General features: G+C 72.7%; 17 protein-coding genes and 1 pseudogene. 9 read left to right on the forward strand and 9 right to left on the reverse strand.

Annotated elements, in window-relative coordinates:
• The first annotated feature begins 297 nt into the window (after nt 1-297).
• Complete coding sequence (locus ACFWWQ_RS09430) at nt 298-1,557, forward strand: nucleotide sugar dehydrogenase (protein WP_384592702.1); 1,260 nt, start codon at nt 298-300, stop codon at nt 1,555-1,557.
• A 413-nt stretch (nt 1,558-1,970) separates the two neighbouring features.
• Here the strand turns inward: ACFWWQ_RS09430 and ACFWWQ_RS09435 are convergent.
• The 7 genes and pseudogenes from ACFWWQ_RS09435 to ACFWWQ_RS09465 form a co-directional block, all read right to left on the reverse strand.
• A pseudogene (locus tag ACFWWQ_RS09435) lies at nt 1,971-3,158 on the reverse strand (AMP-binding protein); the annotation flags it as partial.
• Entirely contained in the window at nt 3,143-3,967 is an 825-nt protein-coding gene (locus ACFWWQ_RS09440) for a class I SAM-dependent methyltransferase (protein ID WP_384592705.1), read from the reverse strand. The pseudogene ACFWWQ_RS09435 and the gene ACFWWQ_RS09440, both read right to left, overlap by 16 nt.
• Complete coding sequence (locus ACFWWQ_RS09445) at nt 3,964-5,088, reverse strand: DegT/DnrJ/EryC1/StrS family aminotransferase (protein WP_384592708.1); 1,125 nt, start codon at nt 5,086-5,088, stop codon at nt 3,964-3,966. The genes ACFWWQ_RS09440 and ACFWWQ_RS09445 overlap by 4 nt, the downstream gene beginning before the upstream one ends.
• Nucleotides 5,085-6,293 carry a DegT/DnrJ/EryC1/StrS family aminotransferase gene (locus tag ACFWWQ_RS09450; RefSeq protein WP_384592711.1) on the reverse strand — a complete coding sequence of 403 codons (1,209 nt, stop codon included), beginning with the start codon at nt 6,291-6,293 and terminating at the stop codon, nt 5,085-5,087. The genes ACFWWQ_RS09445 and ACFWWQ_RS09450 overlap by 4 nt, the downstream gene beginning before the upstream one ends.
• A gap of 92 nt (nt 6,294-6,385) precedes the next feature.
• A complete protein-coding gene (locus ACFWWQ_RS09455; protein ID WP_384592714.1) occupies nt 6,386-6,916 on the reverse strand; it encodes an EF-hand domain-containing protein in 531 nt (176 codons plus the stop codon).
• Nucleotides 6,917-6,941: 25 nt separating this feature from the next.
• Entirely contained in the window at nt 6,942-7,391 is a 450-nt protein-coding gene (locus ACFWWQ_RS09460; RefSeq protein ID WP_384592717.1) for a hypothetical protein, read from the reverse strand.
• 86 nt (nt 7,392-7,477) lie between these two features.
• Nucleotides 7,478-8,008 (reverse strand): EF-hand domain-containing protein, encoded by a 531-nt coding sequence (locus ACFWWQ_RS09465; protein WP_384592720.1) that lies wholly within the window; start codon nt 8,006-8,008, stop codon nt 7,478-7,480.
• 505 nt (nt 8,009-8,513) lie between these two features.
• On the opposite strand from ACFWWQ_RS09465, the gene ACFWWQ_RS09470 reads away from it, so the two are divergent.
• From ACFWWQ_RS09470 to ACFWWQ_RS09485, 4 genes are all read left to right on the forward strand, one after another.
• On the forward strand, nt 8,514-9,491 hold the full coding sequence (locus ACFWWQ_RS09470) for a UbiA family prenyltransferase (protein WP_384592723.1): 978 nt from the start codon (nt 8,514-8,516) through the stop codon (nt 9,489-9,491).
• Entirely contained in the window at nt 9,488-10,840 is a 1,353-nt protein-coding gene (locus ACFWWQ_RS09475) for a protoporphyrinogen/coproporphyrinogen oxidase (protein ID WP_384592726.1), read from the forward strand. Before ACFWWQ_RS09470 ends, ACFWWQ_RS09475 begins: the two co-directional genes overlap by 4 nt.
• A gap of 125 nt (nt 10,841-10,965) precedes the next feature.
• Entirely contained in the window at nt 10,966-11,844 is an 879-nt protein-coding gene (locus tag ACFWWQ_RS09480; RefSeq protein ID WP_384592728.1) for an SAM-dependent methyltransferase, read from the forward strand.
• A 208-nt stretch (nt 11,845-12,052) separates the two neighbouring features.
• Entirely contained in the window at nt 12,053-12,271 is a 219-nt protein-coding gene (locus tag ACFWWQ_RS09485; RefSeq protein WP_384592732.1) for a hypothetical protein, read from the forward strand.
• Here ACFWWQ_RS09485 and ACFWWQ_RS09490 read toward each other — a convergent pair.
• Together ACFWWQ_RS09490 and ACFWWQ_RS09495 are read right to left on the reverse strand one after the other, a co-directional pair.
• Nucleotides 12,261-14,516 (reverse strand): family 2 encapsulin nanocompartment cargo protein terpene cyclase, encoded by a 2,256-nt coding sequence (locus tag ACFWWQ_RS09490; RefSeq protein ID WP_384592735.1) that lies wholly within the window; start codon nt 14,514-14,516, stop codon nt 12,261-12,263. The genes ACFWWQ_RS09485 and ACFWWQ_RS09490 overlap by 11 nt on opposite strands.
• Before the next feature lie 39 nt (nt 14,517-14,555).
• Entirely contained in the window at nt 14,556-15,962 is a 1,407-nt protein-coding gene (locus ACFWWQ_RS09495; protein WP_384592738.1) for a family 2B encapsulin nanocompartment shell protein, read from the reverse strand.
• A gap of 894 nt (nt 15,963-16,856) precedes the next feature.
• Between ACFWWQ_RS09495 and ACFWWQ_RS09500 the strand changes: the two genes are divergently transcribed.
• The 4 genes from ACFWWQ_RS09500 to ACFWWQ_RS09515 all read left to right on the forward strand — a co-directional run bounded on the left by ACFWWQ_RS09500 (nt 16,857) and on the right by ACFWWQ_RS09515 (nt 20,641).
• On the forward strand, nt 16,857-17,969 hold the full coding sequence (locus ACFWWQ_RS09500) for an LCP family protein (protein WP_384592741.1): 1,113 nt from the start codon (nt 16,857-16,859) through the stop codon (nt 17,967-17,969).
• A gap of 216 nt (nt 17,970-18,185) precedes the next feature.
• A complete protein-coding gene (locus ACFWWQ_RS09505; protein WP_384592744.1) occupies nt 18,186-18,689 on the forward strand; it encodes a hypothetical protein in 504 nt (167 codons plus the stop codon).
• A gap of 60 nt (nt 18,690-18,749) precedes the next feature.
• Nucleotides 18,750-19,943, forward strand: coding sequence for an MFS transporter (locus ACFWWQ_RS09510; RefSeq protein WP_384592747.1), 1,194 nt, complete (start codon nt 18,750-18,752; stop codon nt 19,941-19,943).
• A 239-nt stretch (nt 19,944-20,182) separates the two neighbouring features.
• Complete coding sequence (locus ACFWWQ_RS09515; RefSeq protein ID WP_384592750.1) at nt 20,183-20,641, forward strand: cyclic nucleotide-binding domain-containing protein; 459 nt, start codon at nt 20,183-20,185, stop codon at nt 20,639-20,641.
• The last annotated feature ends 160 nt before the right edge of the window (nt 20,642-20,801 follow it).

A 20,801-nucleotide genomic window follows, 5' to 3' on the forward strand; every position in this document is an offset into this window, starting at 1 on the left:
AAACGTGTTGTCACCCCATGACGAGGCGTCACGCTACCCCTCCCCCACGATCCCGCCCTCCCCCGCCGAAACAATTGATCACATTCGACGAAGGCCGATCAAAAATGCCGAACGATGATCATCGTCAGGCGAATGGAGAGTGGCCGCGAGCGAGAGTGAGCACTTTCACCAATCCGAGTGAACCCTCTTCGGCTGCCCCCTTCGAACGATTCCACTCATTTAAGGTTGAGCCGAAAATCGGGGGATCGTACGGAAGTCCGTACGGAAGTCCGTACGGGGTCCGCAGCGTGAGGAGTGATGGTGGAAAGACTGGCCGTGATCGGTCTCGGTTACACGGGGCTCCCGCTGGCACGCGAAGCGTGCGCCGCGGGAATGCGGGTCACCGGGGTGGACACGAATCCGGCCGTGACGGCAACGCTGGAATCCGGCCGCTCACCGCTGCCGGACGTCACGGAAGCCGACGTCACGGCCATGCGCGCCGTCGGCTTCCACGCCACCACCGACCCGGGAGTCCTGGCCGAGGCGTCCGTCACCGTCCTCTGCGTCCCGACGCCGCTGGACGACGCGGGCGGTCCGGATCTGACGCATGTACGGGACGCGGCACGGGCACTGGGCGCGCATCTGAAGCCGGGCACGCTCGTCATTCTGGAATCCACCTCATTCCCCGGCACCACGGACGGACCGGTCCGCGCGATTCTGGAAGAATCCTCCGGTCTCACCGCCGGTCCGGATTTCTCCCTCGCCTTCTCACCGGAGCGCATCGACCCCGGAAATGAAACCTTCGGCGTACGGAACACTCCACGCGTGGTCGGCGGTTACACCCCCGCCTGTACGGACGCCGCCCTCGCCTTCTTCCGGCGATTGTGCGACCGCGTGGTCCGGGCCGGTTCCGCGCGCGAGGCGGAGCTGTCCAAATTACTGGAGAATGTCTACCGCAGCGTGAATATCGCCCTGGTCAACGAAATCGCGGTGACCGCCCGTTCCTGGGGTATCGATGTCTCCAACGTCATCGACTGCGCCAGCAGCAAACCCTTCGGTTTTCAGGAATTCCGCCCCGGTCCCGGCGTGGGCGGCCACTGCATTCCCGTCGACCCCGCCTATCTGACGCACTGGGCCCGCGAGATCGGATCCCCGCTGCCGCTCGTCGAACTGGCCCAGCGGATCAACTCCGCCATGCCGTCCCATGTCGTCCGTCGCGCCGGGCAGCTCCTCAACGGCACCGGCAAGGAGCTGGCGGGCTCCCGGGTCCTGCTCGTCGGCGTGACGTACAAGCGCGACAGCCGCGATCTGCGGTCCACGCCCGCCGCGCCGCTCGCCCGGCTGCTGGACGAGGCCGGGGCGTGGGTGACGTACCACGATCCGCTCGCCGACGGCTGGTCCCCGGGCGGCACGGCCGTTCCCGCCGAGCCGCATCTGCGCGCGGCCGCGGCCGCGGCGGATCTGACCATCCTGCTCCAGGACCACCGGGTGATCCCCGTCGACGATCTGCCGGGGTGGGCACCACTGCTGCTCGACACCCGGGACCGGCTTCGCGGCACCTCCGCCCAGCCGCTCTGAGCCGACCGCACGGCCCGCGGCCGTACCAGACGGCGCAGCTCAAGGCGGCGGACCTTGCCGGTCTCGGTGCGCGGGACCTCGTCCCACTCCCGTACCACCGGCTCCGCCATCGCCGGCAGATCGCGCACCGCCACGGCCCACGCCTCCGGGTCGAGCGTGCCGTCGGCGGTCACCAGCACCGGCAGCAGCTCCGGTCCCGGCACGCCCAGGACGGTGCATTCGACGACTTCGGCGAGCCGGTCCTCGATCACGTCCTCCAGCTCCACGCAGCTCGCCCCCGGGACGGTGTCGACCTCCCGGTCGGTGAGGATCAGGCTCCCGCCGCGGGTGAGTACACCGATGTCGCCGGTGTTCCACCACGGTCCATCGGCCTTCGCCGCCCAGCGGTCCTGCTCGCCGACGTACCCCACGCACCGCGCCTTGGTACGGGCGAGAACCAGCCCGGGGCGGCCCCGGCCCACCGGGCGCAGGGTCTGCGGGTCGACCACCCGCAGCCGGGTCCGTCCGGGCACCGGCCGCCCCAGGTCACGGGTGGTGGGGTGACGTTCCCCGCTGCGCTCCAGGGACTTGCGGGTCAGCAGCCGGAACGTCAGCGGGCCGGTCTCGGTCTGTCCCCAGCCCTGGAGCCAGCGCGGCTGCCGGTGCCGGGAGGCCGCCAGGAAGCCGCGGACGGTCGGCGGATGGACGGCGTCGAAGGTGCTGATGTAGAGCCGGACGTCCTGGAGGGCGGCGCTGCGGCGGGCGGCCAGATCGCGCCAGGTGACAAAGGTGGTGGGGGACGCCTCCAGCGTGGTGGGCGGGGTGCGCAGCAGCGTCTGCTCCGCCGTCCGCGGGTCGTGGTCGGCGAGGAGGACGACGGCGCGGGGCTCCAGGTGCAGCACGCTGATCGTCCAGGGCACCGCCCGGCCGTGGGTGAACGGATCGGCGGTCGCCACCGTGTCGGAACGGCGGCTGGCGAGCACCGGGACCCGATGGCACTCGAAGTGGGCGAGCCGGTGGACGATCGTCCGGGTTGAGTGCTCCACGAGCTTCGGCAGCCCGGTCGTCCCGGAGGTGTGGTGGATGACCACGGTGTCGTCGAGCGCGCGCGACACCACCGGCGGGACGGCGTGCCCGTCGACGTCGGCGGGCGTCAGGATCTCCCCGGCGGCGGGGCCGTCGTACGGTACGCCGCCGACGAGGAGGGTGCGCGCGGCGTACGCGGTGAGGTCGGTGCCGGGGCGGGCGGTGAGGGTGGTGGCCGAGGTGACCAGCAGCGCCGGGTCCAGCCGCCGCAGCAGGTCCCGGAGGGCGTCGCCGCGCAGCCGCGGGGAGAGCAGCGCCGGTACGGCGCCGAGGCGGGACGCGGCGCAGGCCAGCAGCACGGTGTCCCAGTGGTTGGGCTTGACGACGGCCACCCGGTCCCCGGCGCGGACGCCGGAGGCGGCGAGCCGGGCGGCGGTCTGCCGCACCAGGTCGGCGAGTTGCCCGATGCCGTACTCCGTCGGGCCGTCGGGCGCCAGGTCGAAGGGGCGGCTGAGGTGCACGGCGGTGCGGCTGCCGCGGTCGGCCAGCACATCGAAGAGGGTGCCGAGAGCGGGGGGTTTCACGGTGCCGTACACCCCTTCCGGAGGGTGTCGGAGGCGGGCCGCCGTCCGTGGACGGTGACCATCACCTGGGAGAGCCAGCAGTGGGCGGGGTCGGTGAGGTCCACCTGGGCGCGGGCGAGGCGCTCCTCGGTGACGGCGCCGCGGGCGAGCATCGCGGGCGCCAGATGCTCCAGCCACAGCGCGAACCAGCGCGCCGCGTCGCTGCCGCCGCGCACCACCGCGGAACGCCCTTCCGCGACGATGTCCATCAGCCCGGCGTCCGTGGCGAGTTGGACGTCGAGCAGCCCGCTGCGGGGGTGGTAGCCGGACGCGCACATCACGTCGTAGGCGGCGCGTTTGACGTCGTTCAGGAAGTCGTCCTGCGCGGGGTGGCTGAAGAGGGAGGCGGTGTCGGTGTCCTCCAGGACGAGGTGGCCGCCGGGTTTGAGGGCGCGGTACAGGCGGTCCACGGCCTGCTGCCGGTCGCCGACGTGCTGGAGGACGAGACGGGCGTGGATGAGGTCGAAGTGGGCCTCGGGGAGGTCGTCGGTGACGACGTCGTGGTGGTGGACGGTCACACCGCGGCCGGTCAGCCACTTCAGGCGCTCGGTGTCGAGGTCGGCGGCGACCACCTCGCCGGCCGGGCCGGCCCGGTCGGCCAGCCACGCGGCGACGGAGCCGCGCCCGGCACCGATCTCCAGGCAGGACCAGCCGGGCCCGACGCCGGTGGCGGCGAGCCGTTCCCTGGTGCCGGGGTCCCAGAGCGCCTCCCCCAGCGCGAGACGTTCCTCCTCGCGCGCGAAGGCGGTGGCGAAGACATAGCGGTCGGCGGCGGGCGTCATCGGCGGGTCCCTTCCGTGACGAAGGCACAGACGGCGTCGGCGACGTGCTCGACCTGAGCGTCCGTCAGATGCGGGTGAACAGGCAGGGCGAGTTGCCGTTCCGCGGCGCGCTCGGCGTGCGGCCAGCACCGCCCGGCCGGGGCGTACGGGGCGAACGCCGGCTGCTGCGGCAGCGGCAGCGGATAGTAGACGTGCGAGGCCACCCCGCGCTCGGCGAGGTGGTCGCGGAGCGCGTCGCGCCGCTCGGCGAGGAGCGCGTAGACGTAGAAGCAGCGGCCGTCGCGGCCGGGCGGCGGGGGCAGGACACCGGCCTCGCGCAGCGGGGTGAACCGCTCGGTGTAGTACGCGGCGATGCGGGCCCGGCGTTCCAGGCGGGCCGCGAGACCGGGCAGCCGGTGCAGCTGGAAGGCGGCGAGGATCTCATCGAAGCGGCTGTTGAGACCCAGGCGCTGGTGGACGAAGCGCGGGCCCTCCTGACCGTGGTTGCGCAGCGCCCGTACGGTGCGGCCGAGCACCGGGTCCGAGGTGAGGACGGCGCCGCCCTCCCCCGCCGTGCCGAACGTCTTGACCTGGACGAACGAGAAGACCCCGGCGTCTCCCCAGGTGCCCGCGGGGCGGCCGTCGAGGACGCCGCCCTGGGCGACGGCGGAGTCCTCGACGAGGCGGACGCCGCGGTCGTCGGCGAGCTTGCGCAGGGCCGGCATGTCGGCCATCACGGAGAACATGTGGGCGGGCATCAGCGCCTTGGTGCGGGCGGTGACCGCGTCGTCCATCGCCTGGGGGTCGGCCACCATCGTCCAGGGGTCGATGTCGGCGAAGACGGGGGTGGCGCCGAGCCCGGCGACGGTGTTGGCCAGCGGCGCGCAGCCGTAGGCGGGGACGACGACCTCGTCGCCGGGGCCGATGTCCATGGCCCGCAGTACGAGGGTGAGGGCGGAGGTGCCGCTGGAGCAGGCGATGACGTCGCCCGCGCCGTACAGGGTGCGCAGGGCATCCTCGAACGCGGCGGTGCGGGTGCCGAGGATGAACTTCTGGTCGGGCGTGGTGCCGATCTCGTGGACGAGGTCGATGAGGACGTCGCGGTCCTGCTCGAAGAGGTCCGGCGGGAAGAAGGGGATCAACGGGCGGCCCTCCCGGTGGCGAAGCGGCGGATGAGGTCGCAGACCCGGTCGACGTCGTCGGTGCCCAGATCCGGGTAGAGGGGCAGCGCGACGGTCCGCTCGCAGGCCCGTTCGGCGTGCGGGAACTGCCCGCGGCGGTATCCGAGGTGGGCGAAGCAGGGCTGGAGGTGGAGCGGGACGGGGTAGTACGTCTCGGTGCCGACGCCGTGGCCGGCGAGATACGCGACGAGCGCGTCGCGGCGCTCCACCTCGATCAGATAGACGTAGAAGACCGGCTCGGTGGGGACCTCGCGCTGCACGAGGGTGGGCAGGCGGAGCACGCCGGGGGTGTCGCGGAGCCGTTCGCTGTAGGCGGCGGCGAGGGCGGCGCGGCGGCGGATGTCCTCGGCGAGGGCCGGGAGTTTGCCGAGGAGGACGGCGGCCTGGAGGTCGTCCATCTTGCTGTTGACGCCGATGAGGTCGGTGGGGCGGGAGATGCCCGGGAAGTGGCCGAGGGTGCGGCCGTGGCGTCCGTGGTGGCGCAACGCCGCGACGGTCTCGGCGAGTTGCGGGTCGTCGGTGAGGAAGGCCCCGGCGTCGCCGAGCGCGCCGAGCGTCTTGGTGGGGAAGAAGGAGAGCACGCCGCCGGCGCCGAGGAGCCCGGCGTGGACGCCGCCCCAGCGCATGCCGATGGCCTCGGCACTGTCCTCCAGGACGGTCAGGCCGTGCCGTTCGGCGACGCGGGTCAGGCCCCGCATGTCGGCCAGCTGGCAGAAGAGGTGCACCGGCATCAGCATCCGGGTGCGGGCGGTGACGGCGGCGTCCGCGGCGGCGGGGTCGAGGCCGTAGCCGACGGGGTCGATGTCGGCGAAGACGGGCGTGCCGCCGGCGAGGGCGACGGAGGAGGCGGTGGCCACGAAGCTGAAGGCGGGGACGACGACCTCGTCGCCGGGGCGCAGGCCGCAGGCGCGCAGTGCGAGGACGAGGGCGTCGGTGCCGCTGTTGACGCCGACGGCGAAGCGGGCGCCGGTCCAGGCGGCCAGCGCCTGCTCGAAGCGGCCCACTTGGCTGCCGTGGGAGAACTTGCCGTCGTCGGCGACCTCGGTGAGGCGGTCGCGGATGGCTGGCCAGCGGTCCTCGAAGGACCGGGCGTGGGTGAAGAAGGGCACCGGGCGGGGCGGGGCGGTCGGCGCCCCGGTGCGGCCGGTTGTGGTGTGGTGGTCCATGGGTCCTCGGGGTCGGTACCGACGGGGCGGGCCGGTGACGGGCAAAGGCCGGGCCCCGCACCCGTCGGCGGGGGTGCGGGGCCCGGGGCGGGTCACAGCAGAGCGACGTCGAGTTCGCCCGCGTGGTACTTGTGCACGGCCTGGACGAGTTCCTCGACGGTCAGCTTGCCGTCGCCGTCGGCGTCGATGGCCTGGAACGCCGTCTCGGCGGTCTCCTCGGGGCTGCCGATCGCGCGGATCCAGGAGCGGAACTCCTCGGGGTCGACCTGGCCGTCGCCGTCGGTGTCACAGAGCCCGACGATGGAGCCGATGGTCGGGCGCAGCACCTCGTCGAAGCCCTCCGGACCGCGGGCGAGGAGCTGACGGCCGGCGAGGTCGCGGAACTGGTCGAAGCCGAGCGAACCGCCCTCCCCGATCCCGGCGTGACCGGCGAGGTAGTCCCACATGCCGAGGTAGGCGGTGAGAACGGCCTCACCGCGGTCGGAGGACGGGGCGGCCTCGAAGGCGCGGAGGATGCGCTGCGCCTCGTTCTCCCAGTCGCTGCGGTCGATGCGTCCGTCGCCGTCCCGGTCCCACAGCTGGAAACGGCGCTGGAGTCGCTCTTCCTGTACGGCGTTGGTCATGAGGGTCTTCCTTCTCAAGAGAGGGTCATGGGTAGGGCGCGGGGGTACGCACGGCCGTGCCGTGGTCGCTCCCGTCGCGGGCCGAGGCCCACAGGAGGTACAGCGCGACGACGACGGGCAGCACCAGCGTGATCAGCTGGGCGACGACGTCGGCGGGCGAGAACATCGCGAGATGGTGCAGATGGAAAAGAAGGTGCGGCACGGAGAAGACGAGCTGTGCCAGCGCGGCGGCCCGGACGAGCGGCGGCCGTGGCGTGCGGGCGGCGCAGAGCAGCACCGCCGCCAGCGCCACCACGAGCGAGCCGAAGTCCCGGACCAGATGCTCGTTGTACGGGGCGAACACCGCGACCCACCGGTGGCCCGGCAGCGGGAAGTTCCGGAAGAAGCTGTGGGGCAGGAACATCGCCCACGCGCCCGGAAGGCCCTGGGCCAGGGCCGACAGGAGCAGCGCCGCCCGCATCCGTGCCGCCCGCATCCGTGCCGTCCGCGGGCCGGGCCGGCCCACGCACAGTGCGGGCCGGAAGGACCGGACCGCACTGCGGGAGCGGAACACCACCCAGGTCAGACGCCGAGCAGCGGGGCGTCCAGCTCACCGGCGTGGTAGCGGCCGACCGCGTGGACGATCTCCTGGACGGAGAGCTGGCCGTTGCCGTCCGCGTCGACGGCCTGGAAGGCGGCGTCGGCGTCGGTGTCGGCGTTGATGGCCTGGAGCCACTTCTGGAACTCGGGCGGGCTGATCTGGCCGTCACCGTCGGTGTCGGCGAGGTGGACCATGGCGTGGATGCTGGGCTGCAGGACGCGCGCGAAACCGACGGGGCCGTCGGCGAGCACCTGCTCCTCGGCGACCTGCAGGAACTGGTCCTTCGTCAGCGTGTCGCCGGCACCGGCCTTCTCGCTGAGGTAGTCGAACAGCGTCGGGTAGGCGTGCAGCAGCAGCTGGGCGCGAGGTGAGTCGGCCGACTCACCGAACGCCTCGACGATGCGGCGCGCCTCGTTCTCCAGGTCCGTGCGGCTGATCTGGCCGTCGTTGTCCGTGTCGTACAGAGCAAAGCGCTGCTGGAGGCGTGACTGCTGCAGGTCCTTGTTGGACATGACACTCCTTGAGGAATGAATGACGGGCTGAATGAGCGACGAAGGACGTCGGAAATGCGGCCGCGGAAGAATTACGCGGACAACTTGCGTAGCAGGCGTGACTCACGCAAGGAACGGTGCCGTGGATACGCACGACGCCTCTGGGAAACCCACCGCTCTCACGGCGCTTCGTGCAATCCAAGAATGTCCCAGCGCGGCCGACGTATGCACCGGATGGAGCAAGGACGATCCGTACGAGTGACGCCGGCACCCGTTTCACGCCACCGGCCTGTACTGGACAGATGGGTTGGAGAAACGTTTCCAACTGGCTGCTGGAAAAAGCCTGTCGCACCGGTCGGCCATCCGGGCAGCGCGGCCCGTTCGAGGTCGCGCCTTGAAAACGATCACCTGATCTGATGAACATGCACAACGTGGCCCTCAGTGGGTTCGGGACGTCTCATACGGTCACTTCCGATTGATATTCGGCGGGCCGTTTTCGAGGTCCGCCGTGACCACGGAGAGTTCTGTGACCCACGATTCACACGGCGCCGTAGCGATCGCGCCACCCGTCTCCTCGGGAAAATTCGCCGCTTATTGCAGACTGGCCAAACTCGACATCTTCGACTATTACCTCAGCCTCGCCATTGTCTGGAGCCTGCTGGCCGCGCCGCTGCGCGCGGATTCCACCACCCTCGCGGTGCTCGCGCTCTTCGGCCTCGGCATGCTCTGCCTCGTCGCCGCGATGACCACGTTCGACGACGTGACGGGGTTGCGCGACGGCAGCGACGCGGCCAACTACGGCCCCGACGCGCCGCTGCGCAAGATCCGCCGCAAGCCCCTGCTGGCCGGGACACTCACCGAACGGGAGGCGATCCGCTTCGGCTGGGCCACGGCCGCCGGGTGCGTGCTGCTGTGGGGCGCGGCCGTCGCCGTCGCCCCGCACGCCCCATGGTGGGCAGTGGCGACCGCCGCGCTGTGCCTGGTCACCTCGGTGCAGTACTCCTACGGGCTGAAGATCAGCTACCACGGCTGGCAGGAGATCTTCATGGTCGCCCTGGGCCTCGGCCTGGTGGTGGCGCCGTACGGTCTGCTCGCCGGGCAGGTCACCGGCTTCGCGCTGGTCCAGGGCACGCTGTTCGGTCTGGGACCGCTGCTGTTCGGCGTCTACTCCAACACCAACGACCGGGCGGGCGACGCCTCCGTGGGCCGTCCGACGGTGGCCGTCCTCACTTCTGAGCGCGGCAACAAGGTCTTCATCGGCGCGGTCTCCGCCACGGAGGGCGCGCTGATCGCCGTGGCGACGGTGGCGGGCCTGGCACCGTGGTGGTTCCCGCTGGCGATGCTTCCGGTCGTCGCGCTGCGCGTGACGCAGTTCGTGACGGGCGTGGTCCGCGGCCGGATCCTGACGGCCCGCAAGCTCGGCACGTACACCCATCGCGTCTCGGTCGTGGCGCTGGTCGTCACCAATGTGCTGCTCGCCGCGGCGGCCGGCGGTGGGGCGTGAGCACCGTCCACGACGTCATCGTCGTCGGTGCGGGTATATCGGGGCTGGCGGCCGCGGACACGCTGCGGCGGGCGGGCCGTTCGGTCACGGTGCTGGAGGCGGCCGACGCCGTCGGCGGGCGGATGCGCACCCACCGCGCGGACGGCTATGTCATGGACACCGGCGCCGAGGTGCTGTCCGTCGCCGGATACGACGCGACCTGGCGGCTCATCCGCCGTTCGGGGCTGGGCCCGGCGGAGACCACGCGGATTCCGCACCCCGTCGCCACCTGGCGCAACGGCCGGGCGCACCGCCATGTCGGCGCGCCGCGCGCCCTGCTCAGCGGCGGCGGCCTCTCGCTCCGCGGCCGCGCCTCGCTCGCCCGTTTCCTGACGACGGAGGGCCGCCGCCGGGCCGCCTACGACCCGGATCTGCCGGAGCGCACCCCGCTGGGCACCCTGACGCTGGCGGAGTACGCCCGGGGCTACCGGTCCGAGCTGCACGACTACCTGTTCCAGCCGATCGCAGGCTGCTTCTTCGGCTGGGACACCACCCGCTCGGCCGCCGCGCCGTTCGTCACCCACATACTGGCCTGCGGCTCCACCACCCGCTGGCGCAGCTACACCGACGGGATGGACACCCTCGCCCGCCATCTGGCGCGCAAGGCGGACGTCACCACCGGCTGCGCCGTCCGTGAGGTGATCTCGGCCGCGGGCCACGCCCGGGTGGTCACGGACACCGGCACGCTCACCGCCCGCGCGGTGCTGCTGTGCGTCCCGGCGCCGGTGGCGCTGCGGCTGCACGTCAACGCGCCCGAGGCCGAGGTTCCGTACCTCGCCGCCTGCGGCTATGTCCCGCGACTGAAGGTGAGTTACACGCTCGACCGGCCCCTGGCACCCCGCGCGGGCGAGTCGGTGTACAGCGTGCTGCTGCCCGCGGCCGGGGAGCCGGACCTGTCGGGCCTGATGATGGAGCACAACAAGGGCTGCGGCCGGGCCCCGGAGAGCCGTGGCCTGGTGTCGCTGATGGCGGCGCCCGAGGCGGCCCGGGAGCTGATCGGCGCGCCCGAGGGCGAGATCCTGGCCCGGATCGGGGACGCCGCCGCCCGCTATCTGCCGGAGCTGCGCGCTGCCACGCTCCGTACCTTTGTGCACCGCTGGCCGCACGGCATCCCGGAGGCCACGCCGCGGGCGCTGGCACACCGCGGCGCCTTCCTCGCCCGCGAGGCCGCGCCCGTCGAGTACGCCGGCGACTGGCTGATGCTCCGCCCGAGCAGCGAAGGGGCCGTGCGCTCCGCGGAGTTGGCGGCGGCGCGCGTCCTGTCGCGGCTGCCGCAGACGGCGCCCGCCCTGCCGGGCCGCTCCCGCTGACCCGTCGTGCGCCCGCCGCTCCGGCCCGGGGCGGGCGTACTGCGCACGCCACCGAGCCGGACACCCCCCGTCCGCCGTACGGCACCCACCGTGCCGGACGCACCGTCACCATGCGAAGGACCCTCATGACCAGCACGGTCGAAGAGAACATCGGCGAAGACAACCCGGTCATCCGCAACACCTACGAGCGGCAGCTCCAGGGCTACTGGGACACCAAGACCACCGACGACATCAATCTCCTCCTCGGCGCCGAGGACGGTCTGTACCACCACCACTACGGCATCGGCGGGTACGACCCCGCGGTGCTCGCCGCGCCGCCCGAGCGGCGCGAGGCGCTGATCCTGCGGGAGATGCACCGCATGGAGAACGCCGAGACGGAGCTGATCCTGGACGCGCTGGGCAACATCCCGGCCGGGGCCCGCGGTATGGACGCCGGGTCGGGCCGCGGCGGCACCTCGTTCGTGGTCGCCGAGCGGTTCGGCTGCCGGATGGACGGCGTCAACTTCTGCGCCCACCACATCGCGTTCGCGGAGCGCGTCGCCAAGGAGCGCGGCTGGGACGACCGGGTGCAGTTCCACTACGCGAACATGCTGCAGACGCCGTTCGCCGACGAGTCGTTCGACTTCATCGTCAGCAACGAGACGACGATGTATGTCGACCTGCACGACCTCTTCGCGGAGTTCGCGCGCCTGCTGCGGCCCGGCGGCCGGTACGTCTGCGTCACCTGGTGCCGCAACGAGACGGTCGCGGACCGCTCCGATGCCTCCCGCCGGATCGACGAGCACTACGTGAGCCGGATGCACCGGCGGGGCACGTACTTCCAGGCAATGGCGGCCAACGGGCTGGTGCCGTTCCACGTGGGGCGGCACACCGCCGAGGCGATCCCCTACTGGGAGCTGCGTGACCATTCGGAGCGGCGTACCGGTGTGGAGAAGCCGTTCCTGGAGGGCTACCGGGAGGAGAGCATGGACTATCTGGTGATCGGGTGTGAGCGGGTGCGCTGACCCGGTCCGGCCGGTGGCCGGGCCGTGGCCGCCGGTGACGGGCGGGCAGGGGTGACGGGGCCCGGAGTGCATCGCGCGACGGGCGCCGGTTTCCGGTCATTGCCGGGCCTCGTGGACTGGTCAGGGTCGGCGGAGGGTACGTCGGTCCTTCAAGCGGGCGACGCAAAATCGCTGGGCACCTGACGTATCTCCACATATCATGCACACCATGTGCTCAACTTCTGCACCTGGGGCGTTTCACGCCTGGTCCCTGACCGAGGTGAACGCCGCCATAAGGGCGTTCATGACGGCTCGGGCCGGCCGGTCGCTGGGCCCCGAGGAGCAGGCCGAGTACGAGCAGCTGCTCGCGGCCTGGTCGGCCGCCGTCGCGCGGACGCCGGACGCTCCCCGTACGGAACGTCCGGCGTCCGCACCGCTCACGCCGTAACGGGCCGGGGCCTCAGGCGGGCCGCCGCGGTGCCCAGGCCCGTGGGCCCGCCGAGGCGCCGTCCGTGGGCGGCGACGGGACGGCGCAGCTCCGCCTCCTCGTAGCGGTGGCAGCCCTCGTGCCAGATGAGGATGCCGGCGAGCCAGTGCTTCAGCTCCTCGGCGTAGCCGGTGAGCGTGGCCCGGGCGGCCGCGTCGAGCCCGAACTCGTCGAAGAGGGCGGGGAGTTCAACGGCGAGGATGTGCTCGAACTCCCGCATCCGGGAGGTCATGAGGTCGTTGACGATCTCCAGCGCCTCGCGGAGCCCGCAGTCGAAGAAGTTCTGCACGACGAGGACGGCGTTGTGCACCTCGCCCTCGAACTGGATCTCCTTCTGGTACGAGAACAGGTCGTTGAGGAGTCCCGCGTAGTCCGCGGCCGCGTTCTCCATCGCCTGGACGGGGCGGGTGCGGTAGACCTCGGGCGGGACGGTGCGGCCGTGGCCGAGCCGGGACAGGCTCATGGTGAGGTCCGCGCCGAAGGTCCGGCGTCGCATCTCGACGTAGTCGACCGGGTCCGGGATGCGATTCGCCCAGTGATTGCCCAGCTCCCACAGCCAGCTTCCGGTCATGTCCTCGATGGTGCGGCGGAAGGTACGGCGGGCGGCGGGCGTCATGGGGCCCGCGGTGCGCCGCCACAGATCGGCCAGACCGTGCTCCAGTGCGTTCAGCGGCTCCGGGATGTCCGCGCCGGACTCGACGGGCATGAACGCCGCGAGCCGTTCGGTGCAGGTCCGGGCGCCGGCCGCGTCGCGGGTGCGGCCGAAGACCGCCGGGTAGTAGTCGTCGCCGTAGGTGCCCCAGGTCAGCCAGCCGGTGGTGAGGTCGAGGCCGTCGGGGGTGGCGTCCGGGTGGATTCCGGCGGAGCAGAGGGCGAAGTCGAAGGCGCGGAGCTTGTGTTCGTCCCAGATGACGGGCGGCGCGGTGCCGCCGCCGGGCAGCCGCGGCGGCTGCTCCAGCATGCCCATGCGGCGCGCCCAGCCGACGATCCGCTCGCGGGAGCCCGCCAGATGCGGCGAGAGCCGGGTGGTGTACGGCAGGTACAGCTCCGGGAGTTGCACCGTGCCGACGGCCTGGAACGGGACGTGGGTGTGCTGCCGGACGCGGGCCGGGAGGGTGGCGGAGAACGAGGCGGCGATGCGGGCGGCGGAGGTGCCGAGGCCGGTGGGTCCGCCGAGGACGGGCGCGGCGTCGAGGGCGCCCGGCGTTCTGCCCGCGGCGTCGTTCATGTAGCGGCTGGAGCGCAGATGCCATTCGTGGCCGCCGGACTGCCAGTCCTGGAGCCCCTTGACGTACGCGGCGATGTCGGCGCAGGCCAGAGGGGACAGGCCGTGCTCGGCGCAGAGGGCGGGCACCTCGGTGAGCGCGGTGTGTTCGAACTGGTGGAGGCGGGAGGTGAGGAGGTCGTTGACGGAGTCGGCGGCCTCCTGGGTGGTGCAGCCGAGGAACGTCTCGAAGACCAGGACGCCGTTGGAGAGTTCGCCCTCCTCCTCGATCTCCCGCTGGTAGGAGAAGAGGTCGTTCCGCAGATGGACGGCGTCGGAGAAGGTGTCCTTGAGGACCCGCAGCGGACGGCTGGCGGCCACCGCCGCGGGGATCTCGGCGCCCGCCGCGTACTCGACGAGCCCGGCGGACCAGGGGGCGCCGCCGACCTTGCGGCGCATCTCGATGTACTCGACGGGGTTGGCGACGCGGCCGGTGCTGATGTTGGCCAGCTCCCACAGCGACTCCTCCAGGAGATGCTGGGTGGCCTCGGCGAAGCGGCGGCGCCAGTCCCGGGACATCGCCGGGACGGTGCGCCGCCACAGGTCGGCGAGGCCCTTCTCGACGGCGTTGACCGGCTCCGGCGGCGGCCCTGCCGGGTCCACCGGCATGAAGGCGGGCAGCCGGTCCAGGTACGCCTTGGCGCCCGCCATGTCCTGGCCGCGTTTGAAGCTCTCCAGGAAGTGGTCGTCGAAGAAGAAGACCCAGACGTACCAGTCGGTGACGGTGGCGAGTTCCGCCGCCGGGGCGTCGGGGTGGGTGTAGGCGCAGAGCAGGGCGTAGTCGTGGGCGTCGAAGTCCCGCTCGTCCCAGATGCCCGACCCTTCGATCATCTCCATCTCGCGGGCCCACGCCTTGGAGTGGTCGCGGACCGGCTCCAGGTGCGGGTTGAGCCGTGCGGGATACGGCTCGTAGAACTCCGGAAGTACGAAGGGCTGTGTCATCTGCGCCTCACCTCGTCTCGTCGTGTCCGCTTGCCCCGGTCAGTCCCGGCCGCGGGCGATCTCGACGTTCTCCAGCACGCCGAGCGCGTCCGGGACCAGCACGGCGGCCGAGTAGTAGGTGCTGACCAGGTACGAGATGATCGCCTTCTCGTCGATGCCCATGAAGCGGACGGAGAGGCCCGGCTCGTACTCGTCGGGCAGGCCGGTCTGGTGCAGGCCGACGACGCCCTGGTCGTCCTCGCCGGTCCGCAGGACGAGCACGGAGCTGGTGCGCTCCTTGGTGATCGGGATCTTGTTGCAGGGCAGGATCGGGACGCCGCGCCAGGCGGGGACCTGCTGGCCGCCCAGGTCGACGTGGTCGGGGTAGAGGCCGCGGGCGTTCATCTCGCGGCCGATGGCGGCGATGGTGCGGGGGTGGGCGAGGAGGAACTTCGAGCCCCGGCGGCGGCTGAGCAGTTCGTCGAGGTCGTCGGGGGTGGGCGGGCCGGAGTGGGTCTGGAGGCGCTGGCGGTAGTCGGCGTTGTGCAGCAGCCCGAACTCGGGGTTGTTGATCAGCTCGTGTTCCTGGCGCTCACGCAGGGCCTCGATGGTCAGCCGCAGCTGGTGCTCGGTCTGGTCCATCGGCTCGTTGTAGAGGTCGGCGACACGGGTGTGGACGCGCAGCACGGTCTGGGCGACGCTCAGTTCGTACTCGCGGGGCGAGAGTTCGTAGTCGGCGAAGGTGCCGGGGAGGGCGGGTTCGCCGGTGTGGCCTGCGGCGAGGGCGATCTCGGACTCGCCGTGCTTGTTCTGGGCCTGCTGCGGCAGGGCGGCGAACGCCTGGAGGTGGCTGCGCAGGGCGGGCGCGGTGTCCAGGACGGCGGCGAAGTCGCGGCGCGCGAGGACGAGGACGGTGCCCGCGGTCTCGGCCTTGGCGGTGTACTCCCAGACGGCGTCGGGGTCGGTCAGGCCCTGGGCGCCGAAGTGGTCGCCGTCGGCGAGGACGCCGAGTCCGGCGGCCTGTCCGTAGCGGCCGTCGGCGGAGCGGGCGATGCGGCCGTGGGCCAGCAGGAAGACCTGGTCGACGGGGCTGCCCTGCTCGGCGAGGACCTCGCCGGGGGCGACCTCGCGCTGCGCGAAGCGTCCGGCGAGGGCGGTGAGGACGCCGGTGTCACCGAAGCCGCGCAGCGGGGCGAGTTCGCCCAGTTCCTGGGGGATGACGGCGACGCGGGAGCCGGTCTGGTCGAAGTCGATGCGGCCGTCGCCGACGGTGTAGGTCAGGCGGCGGTTGACGCGGTAGGCGCCGCCCTTCGTCTCGACCCAGGGGAGCATCCGCAGCAGCCAGCGGGAGGTGATGCCCTGCATCTGGGGTGCGGACTTGGTGGTGGTCGCGAGGTTCCGCGCGGCGGCGGTGCCCAGGCTCTGCTGTGCGGCGGCGGTTTCCTCGGTACCGGCGTCGATCGTCATCCGGCGCTCCTCATCGTGATGGACGCCCGGTCCGCGCGGTTGCCGAGCATGCGGCAACCCGGCGCCGGAGGGCGGGAGTTGAGTGGGGGGTAAGTGATCCCGGGGCGGTCGGGCGGATGGTGGCCGGGCCGCTCGGGGAATCCATTGATCACACTAAGCCGTGTCAGGGAGGCAGAAGGCGATTCCGGTGCCCCGCCGACCGGGTACGCCCGTACGAGTGACAGTGCGTCTACCAAACGTGAGACGGGCCTCGGGTGGCGTGATGTCATCCCTGCCGGCGGGTGGGATGGCGCCTCCCCCTCGGCCTCGCCGCTACTCAGGGGCGGCGAGGCGTGTTCTCGTACGATCGCGCCGTTCCGGTCCTGGCTTGTTGTCGTGCCCCAGAGGCGGGAGGCAGGGGGCGGAGCGTGCGGCTCCGCCCTGGCGGGCCGGGCGTGTCGGGCCGACATCACCCGCGAGGGACAAAAAGCACATTACCCATACTTGTGGACGCGAGGCTCAGGCGTGGTTGTGACCCCGGCCATAGGTCGTCCGTCACGTACGACGCCGGTTAGTGGACGCGGCGGGGGTGTGGGCCGCACGGGCGCGGCGATTTCCGGGGCGCGGGGCCAGGGATCTACGCGGCGGGGTAGTACGGGCGGTCGTTGCCCGTGGGGCGGCGCCCACCCAGGATGGTCGGGCCCCGGGCGGAGCGGTACGTCCCCCGGGCCGTCGGCCCGCGCACGGAGCGCGCCGGCGGGGCGGGAGCGCCGGGCGGCACTCCCGCATGCCAGGGCGCCGGGCCCGTGCGGGCCCCGGCCGGTCCGGCGTACGCCGACCGCGATCAGGCGCCCGGGCCATTGACAACGCGCGCCGGGCGCAGCCGCGCCCGGGCGGGCGGAGGACGGAGTGCAGATGCCGCAGGGCAGCGGGAAGAACGGGCCGTATCCGGCGGACGTCCCGGCGGACGGGGACGGCCCCCGGCCGCCGCGCCGCCGCCGTCGGGGGCTGCGGATCGCCGCGTGGACCGCGGTGGGCGTGGTGGCCGTGGGCGGCGCCGGAACCGCGTACCTCTGGTCGCATCTGAACGGCAATCTCCAGGGCGTCAACATCGACGCGGCGCTCGGCAAGGACCGGCCCGGCGCGTCGCATGACGGCGCGATGAACATTCTGCTGCTGGGCTCCGACTCCCGGGCCGGTACGGGCGGCGCGTACGGCAAGGGCATCACCGGTGCCCGGTCGGACACCACGATGGTGCTGCACGTCGACAAGGACCACCGCAAGGCGAGCGTGGTGAGCATTCCGCGGGACACGATGGTGGACCGCCCCGAGTGCCCGAAGCCGGGCGGCGGTACGGTGCCCGCCGCGCACCAGGTGATGTTCAACGAGTCGTACCAGGTGGGCGGCCCGGGCTGCACGGTGAAGACGGCCGAGGCGTTGTCCGGGGTGCGGATGGACCACTTCCTGGAGGTCGACTTCACCGGCTTCAAGAAGATCATCGACGAGCTGGGCGGCGTCGACATCACCACCCGGCAGCCGGTGAAGGACGTCCGCAGCAAGCTGGACCTCCCGGCCGGGAAGCACACCCTCAAGGGCGAGCAGGCGCTGAGCCTGGTCCGCACCCGGCACGGCGTCGGCGACGGCAGCGACCTGGGGCGGATCCAGTTGCAGCAGGCGTTCGTCAAGGCGCTCACCCACCGGATCGACGACGTCGGGCTGAGCAATCCGGCGAAGCTGTACGCGCTGGCCGACACCGCGACGCGGACCGTGCGCGCCGACTCCCAACTGGCCTCCACCGGCAAGCTGCTGGGCCTCGCCGAGGAGCTGAAGGGCATCGGCCCGAAGAACATGAAGATGGTGACGATGCCGGTCACCTACGATCCGCAGAACCCGGACCGGGTGATGCCGCTGCCTGCGGCGTCCGCGAAGGTGTGGCAGGCGCTCAAGGACGACCGGCCGATCCCGGCGTCCGCGGTGCGCGATTCGGTGGGCGACAAGGGCACGTCCCCGGTGGTGGTGCAGTCCTGAGCGGGCCGGGCGGCGTCGGCGCCGTCCGGCTGGGCCGCCCGTCCCTCCCGCACAGGGGTGCGGGCGGGGCGCGCAAGCGGGCGGGGGCCGCTCGGGTGCGCCCGCGCACCCTCTTTTTCCGTTCTCGTCACCTTCGATGACGGTCCGTCAGTGCCCGGGGCGGGTATCAGCCGGTGGTACCGGTGGCATTCCTCTTCGTCTCTCCCGGAGCCGCAGATGATCCAAGCCCGTCCGCAACCCGGCGACATAGGTCTGACGCGAATAAACGGCACGGTGGGCCGGTTGATCCGGTTCGGCCAGTGGCTGAACGGCAACGGCTTCGCCGACTACCAGCACGCGTTCCTCGTCCTGCCCGGCGACCGGCTGATCGAGGCCGAGCCCGGCGGGGCGCGGGTCGCCCCCCTCGACTCGTACGCGGGCGCCGATGTGGTGTACGTCTGCCCGTCCGGTCTGACCGACGCGGACCGCGACCGGATCTGCGCGGCGTCCTCGGCGTACGAGGGCGTGCCGTACAGCTTCCTCGACTATCTGGCCGTCGCCACGCACCGGCTGCGGGTGCCGGTGCCGGGGCTGCGCCGCTATGTGGCGGCGACAGGGCACATGATCTGCTCCCAGCTCGTCGACCAGTGCTACCAGGACGGCGGCGTGCGGCTCTTCGACGACGGCCGGTGGCCGGGGTACGTGACGCCGCTGGCGCTGTACGACCGGCTGACCGACTGAGGCGGGGCCCGCCGGGCGGACCGGTCGACGGCGTCCGGCGGGGCTCCTACTGTGGCCGTCATGATCACCAGGAGTACGGGCCGCCGTCCGGGGCCCCTCGCGGCGGCCGTGGTGTTCGCCATCGGCATGGCGGGGACCACCCTGCCGACCCCGTTGTACGGCCTCTACCGGCGGGAGCTGGGCCTGTCGCAGCTGATGGTGACCGTGGTCTTCGCGGCGTACGCGCTGGGGGTGATCGCGGTGCTGCTGCTCGCCGGGAACGTCTCGGACGAGGTGGGGCGGCGGCCGGTGCTGCTGGTCGCCTTGGGCCTGTCGGCGGCGAGCGCGCTGTGTTTCGCGGACGAGGGCGGGCTGCCGCTGCTGTTGCTGGGGCGGGTGCTGTCCGGGTTCGCGGCGGGGCTGTTCAGCGGGGCGGCGACGGCAGCGGTGCTGGAGCTGGCGCGGCCCGGCGGCGAGGCGTGGGCCGGGTTCGCGGCGACGGCGGCGAACATGGGCGGGCTCGGGTGCGGCCCGCTGCTGGCCGGGGTGCTGGCGCAGTACGCGCCGTGGCCGCTGAAGCTGCCGTTCCTGGTGCATCTGGTGTGGTTGGCGGTGGCCGCGGTGCTGGTGATCCGGGTGCTGCCGGAGACGGTGGCGGCGCCGGGGCGGCCGTCGCCACCGCGGCCGGGGCGGTTGGTGCCGCCGCCGGAGGTCCGGGGCGTGTTCGTACCGTCGGCGGTCGCGGCGTTCGCCGGGTTCTCGCTGCTGGGGCTGTTCACGGCGGTGGCGCCGAGCTTCGTCGGGCAGACGCTGGGCGTGCACAACCTCGCCGTCTCGGGCGCGGTGGTCTTCACGGTCTTCCTCGGTTCGACGGCCGGGCAGGCGCTGTCCGGGCGGCTGGGGGTGCGGCGGGCGCTGCCCGCCGGGTGCCTGGTGCTGGTCGCCGGGTTGCTGCTGGTGGGCACGTCGCTGGCGGTGCGGTCGCTGCCGCTGCTGGTGGGCGGGGCGGTGTGCGGCGGGTTCGGTCAGGGGCTCGCGTTCCGCGCCGGGCTGACGGCGGTGGGTGCGGCGGCCCCGCCCACGCACCGGGGCGGCACGATCTCGGCGTTCTTCCTCGCGGCGTATGTGGGGATCTCCCTGCCGGTGGTGGGCGTCGGGGCGCTCACCGTGCCGCTGGGGCTGCGCGGTGCGGGGCTGACGTTCGCCGGTTGCGTCGTGGTGGTCGCGGTGGTGGTGGGTGTCTACGTGCTGCGGCGGCCGCCCAGCGAGGGGTGAGGGGGCACGGCCGCGAGCTGACGGGGTTCGGCGGGCGAGGCGGGACGCCCCGGCGGCCGGGCGCGCCCGTGGCGGGACGAGCCGGGGCGGGACGAGCCGCGGCGGCCCCGGGCCCGCGGCGGGCGTCTCCCGTCCCGGGGTGCCGTAGCCGCCCGGCGCGGTTCCAATGGAAGGAGAACGGCCGTACGCCCGCGCCGCTGCGGGGCGGGTACCCGCCGACGGCGAGGAGGGCACCGGAGATGACCATTGCGACGCGGCTGCTGCCCGCGCTTCCGACCTCGTACCGTGACCGGCTGATGACGCTGGCGCGCGAGGTGTCGTTCGAGCAGGACACCCGCATCTTCGAGGAACGGGGCCGCGCCGACCGGTTCTGGGTGCTGCGCTCGGGATCGGTGACGCTCGACCTGAACGTCCCGGGCCGCCGCCGGGTCACGGTGGCCACCCTCGGCCCCGGGGATCTGCTGGGCTGGTCCTGGCTCTTCCCGCCGCACGAGTGGGACTTCGGCGCCGAGGCGTTCAGCCCGGTGCGCGCCCACGAGTTCGACGCCCGCAGCGTGCGCGCGCTGTGCGACGCCGACCCGGCGCTGGGGCTGACCCTGATCAGCATCATCACGCAGGTCCTGGCCCACCGGCTGGAGGCGACCCGGGCGAAGCTGATCGACCAGTACGCGGTCCCGCACCGGGCCGTGACGATCTAGGGGACGGGGAGACGCAGGGCCCGGGCCACGGGGCGCCCCGGGCCCGGGTGCGGCGCCCCGGGCGCGACGCGGGCGCCCGGCTCAGCTCCCGGCGGCCCCCCGGGGGGCCCGGGGGGGGGGGGCGGGGGGCCGGGGGGGGGGGGGGGGGGGGCCGCGCCAC

Origin of the sequence: Streptomyces sp. NPDC059080 (genome assembly GCF_042739975.1) — a bacterium.
GTDB classification, from domain to species: Bacteria; Actinomycetota; Actinomycetes; order Streptomycetales; family Streptomycetaceae; genus Streptomyces; species Streptomyces benahoarensis.

Bases quoted from the DNA above. Each gene is read 5' to 3' on its own strand.
- ACFWWQ_RS09455 (WP_384592714.1), bottom strand. From the start codon at position 6,916: ATGACCAACGCCGTACAGGAAGAGCGACTCCAGCGCCGTTTCCAGCTG.
- ACFWWQ_RS09440 (WP_384592705.1), bottom strand. From the start codon at position 3,967: ATGACGCCCGCCGCCGACCGCTATGTCTTCGCCACCGCCTTCGCGCGC.
- ACFWWQ_RS09490 (WP_384592735.1), bottom strand. From the start codon at position 14,516: ATGACACAGCCCTTCGTACTTCCGGAGTTCTACGAGCCGTATCCCGCA.
- ACFWWQ_RS09505 (WP_384592744.1), top strand. From the start codon at position 18,186: ATGATCCAAGCCCGTCCGCAACCCGGCGACATAGGTCTGACGCGAATA.
- ACFWWQ_RS09480 (WP_384592728.1), top strand. From the start codon at position 10,966: ATGACCAGCACGGTCGAAGAGAACATCGGCGAAGACAACCCGGTCATC.
- ACFWWQ_RS09495 (WP_384592738.1), bottom strand. From the start codon at position 15,962: ATGACGATCGACGCCGGTACCGAGGAAACCGCCGCCGCACAGCAGAGC.
- ACFWWQ_RS09485 (WP_384592732.1), top strand. From the start codon at position 12,053: ATGTGCTCAACTTCTGCACCTGGGGCGTTTCACGCCTGGTCCCTGACC.
- ACFWWQ_RS09450 (WP_384592711.1), bottom strand. From the start codon at position 6,293: ATGGACCACCACACCACAACCGGCCGCACCGGGGCGCCGACCGCCCCG.
- ACFWWQ_RS09460 (WP_384592717.1), bottom strand. From the start codon at position 7,391: ATGCGGGCGGCACGGATGCGGGCGGCGCTGCTCCTGTCGGCCCTGGCC.
- ACFWWQ_RS09510 (WP_384592747.1), top strand. From the start codon at position 18,750: ATGATCACCAGGAGTACGGGCCGCCGTCCGGGGCCCCTCGCGGCGGCC.
- ACFWWQ_RS09465 (WP_384592720.1), bottom strand. From the start codon at position 8,008: ATGTCCAACAAGGACCTGCAGCAGTCACGCCTCCAGCAGCGCTTTGCT.
- ACFWWQ_RS09430 (WP_384592702.1), top strand. From the start codon at position 298: ATGGTGGAAAGACTGGCCGTGATCGGTCTCGGTTACACGGGGCTCCCG.
- ACFWWQ_RS09515 (WP_384592750.1), top strand. From the start codon at position 20,183: ATGACCATTGCGACGCGGCTGCTGCCCGCGCTTCCGACCTCGTACCGT.
- ACFWWQ_RS09500 (WP_384592741.1), top strand. From the start codon at position 16,857: ATGCCGCAGGGCAGCGGGAAGAACGGGCCGTATCCGGCGGACGTCCCG.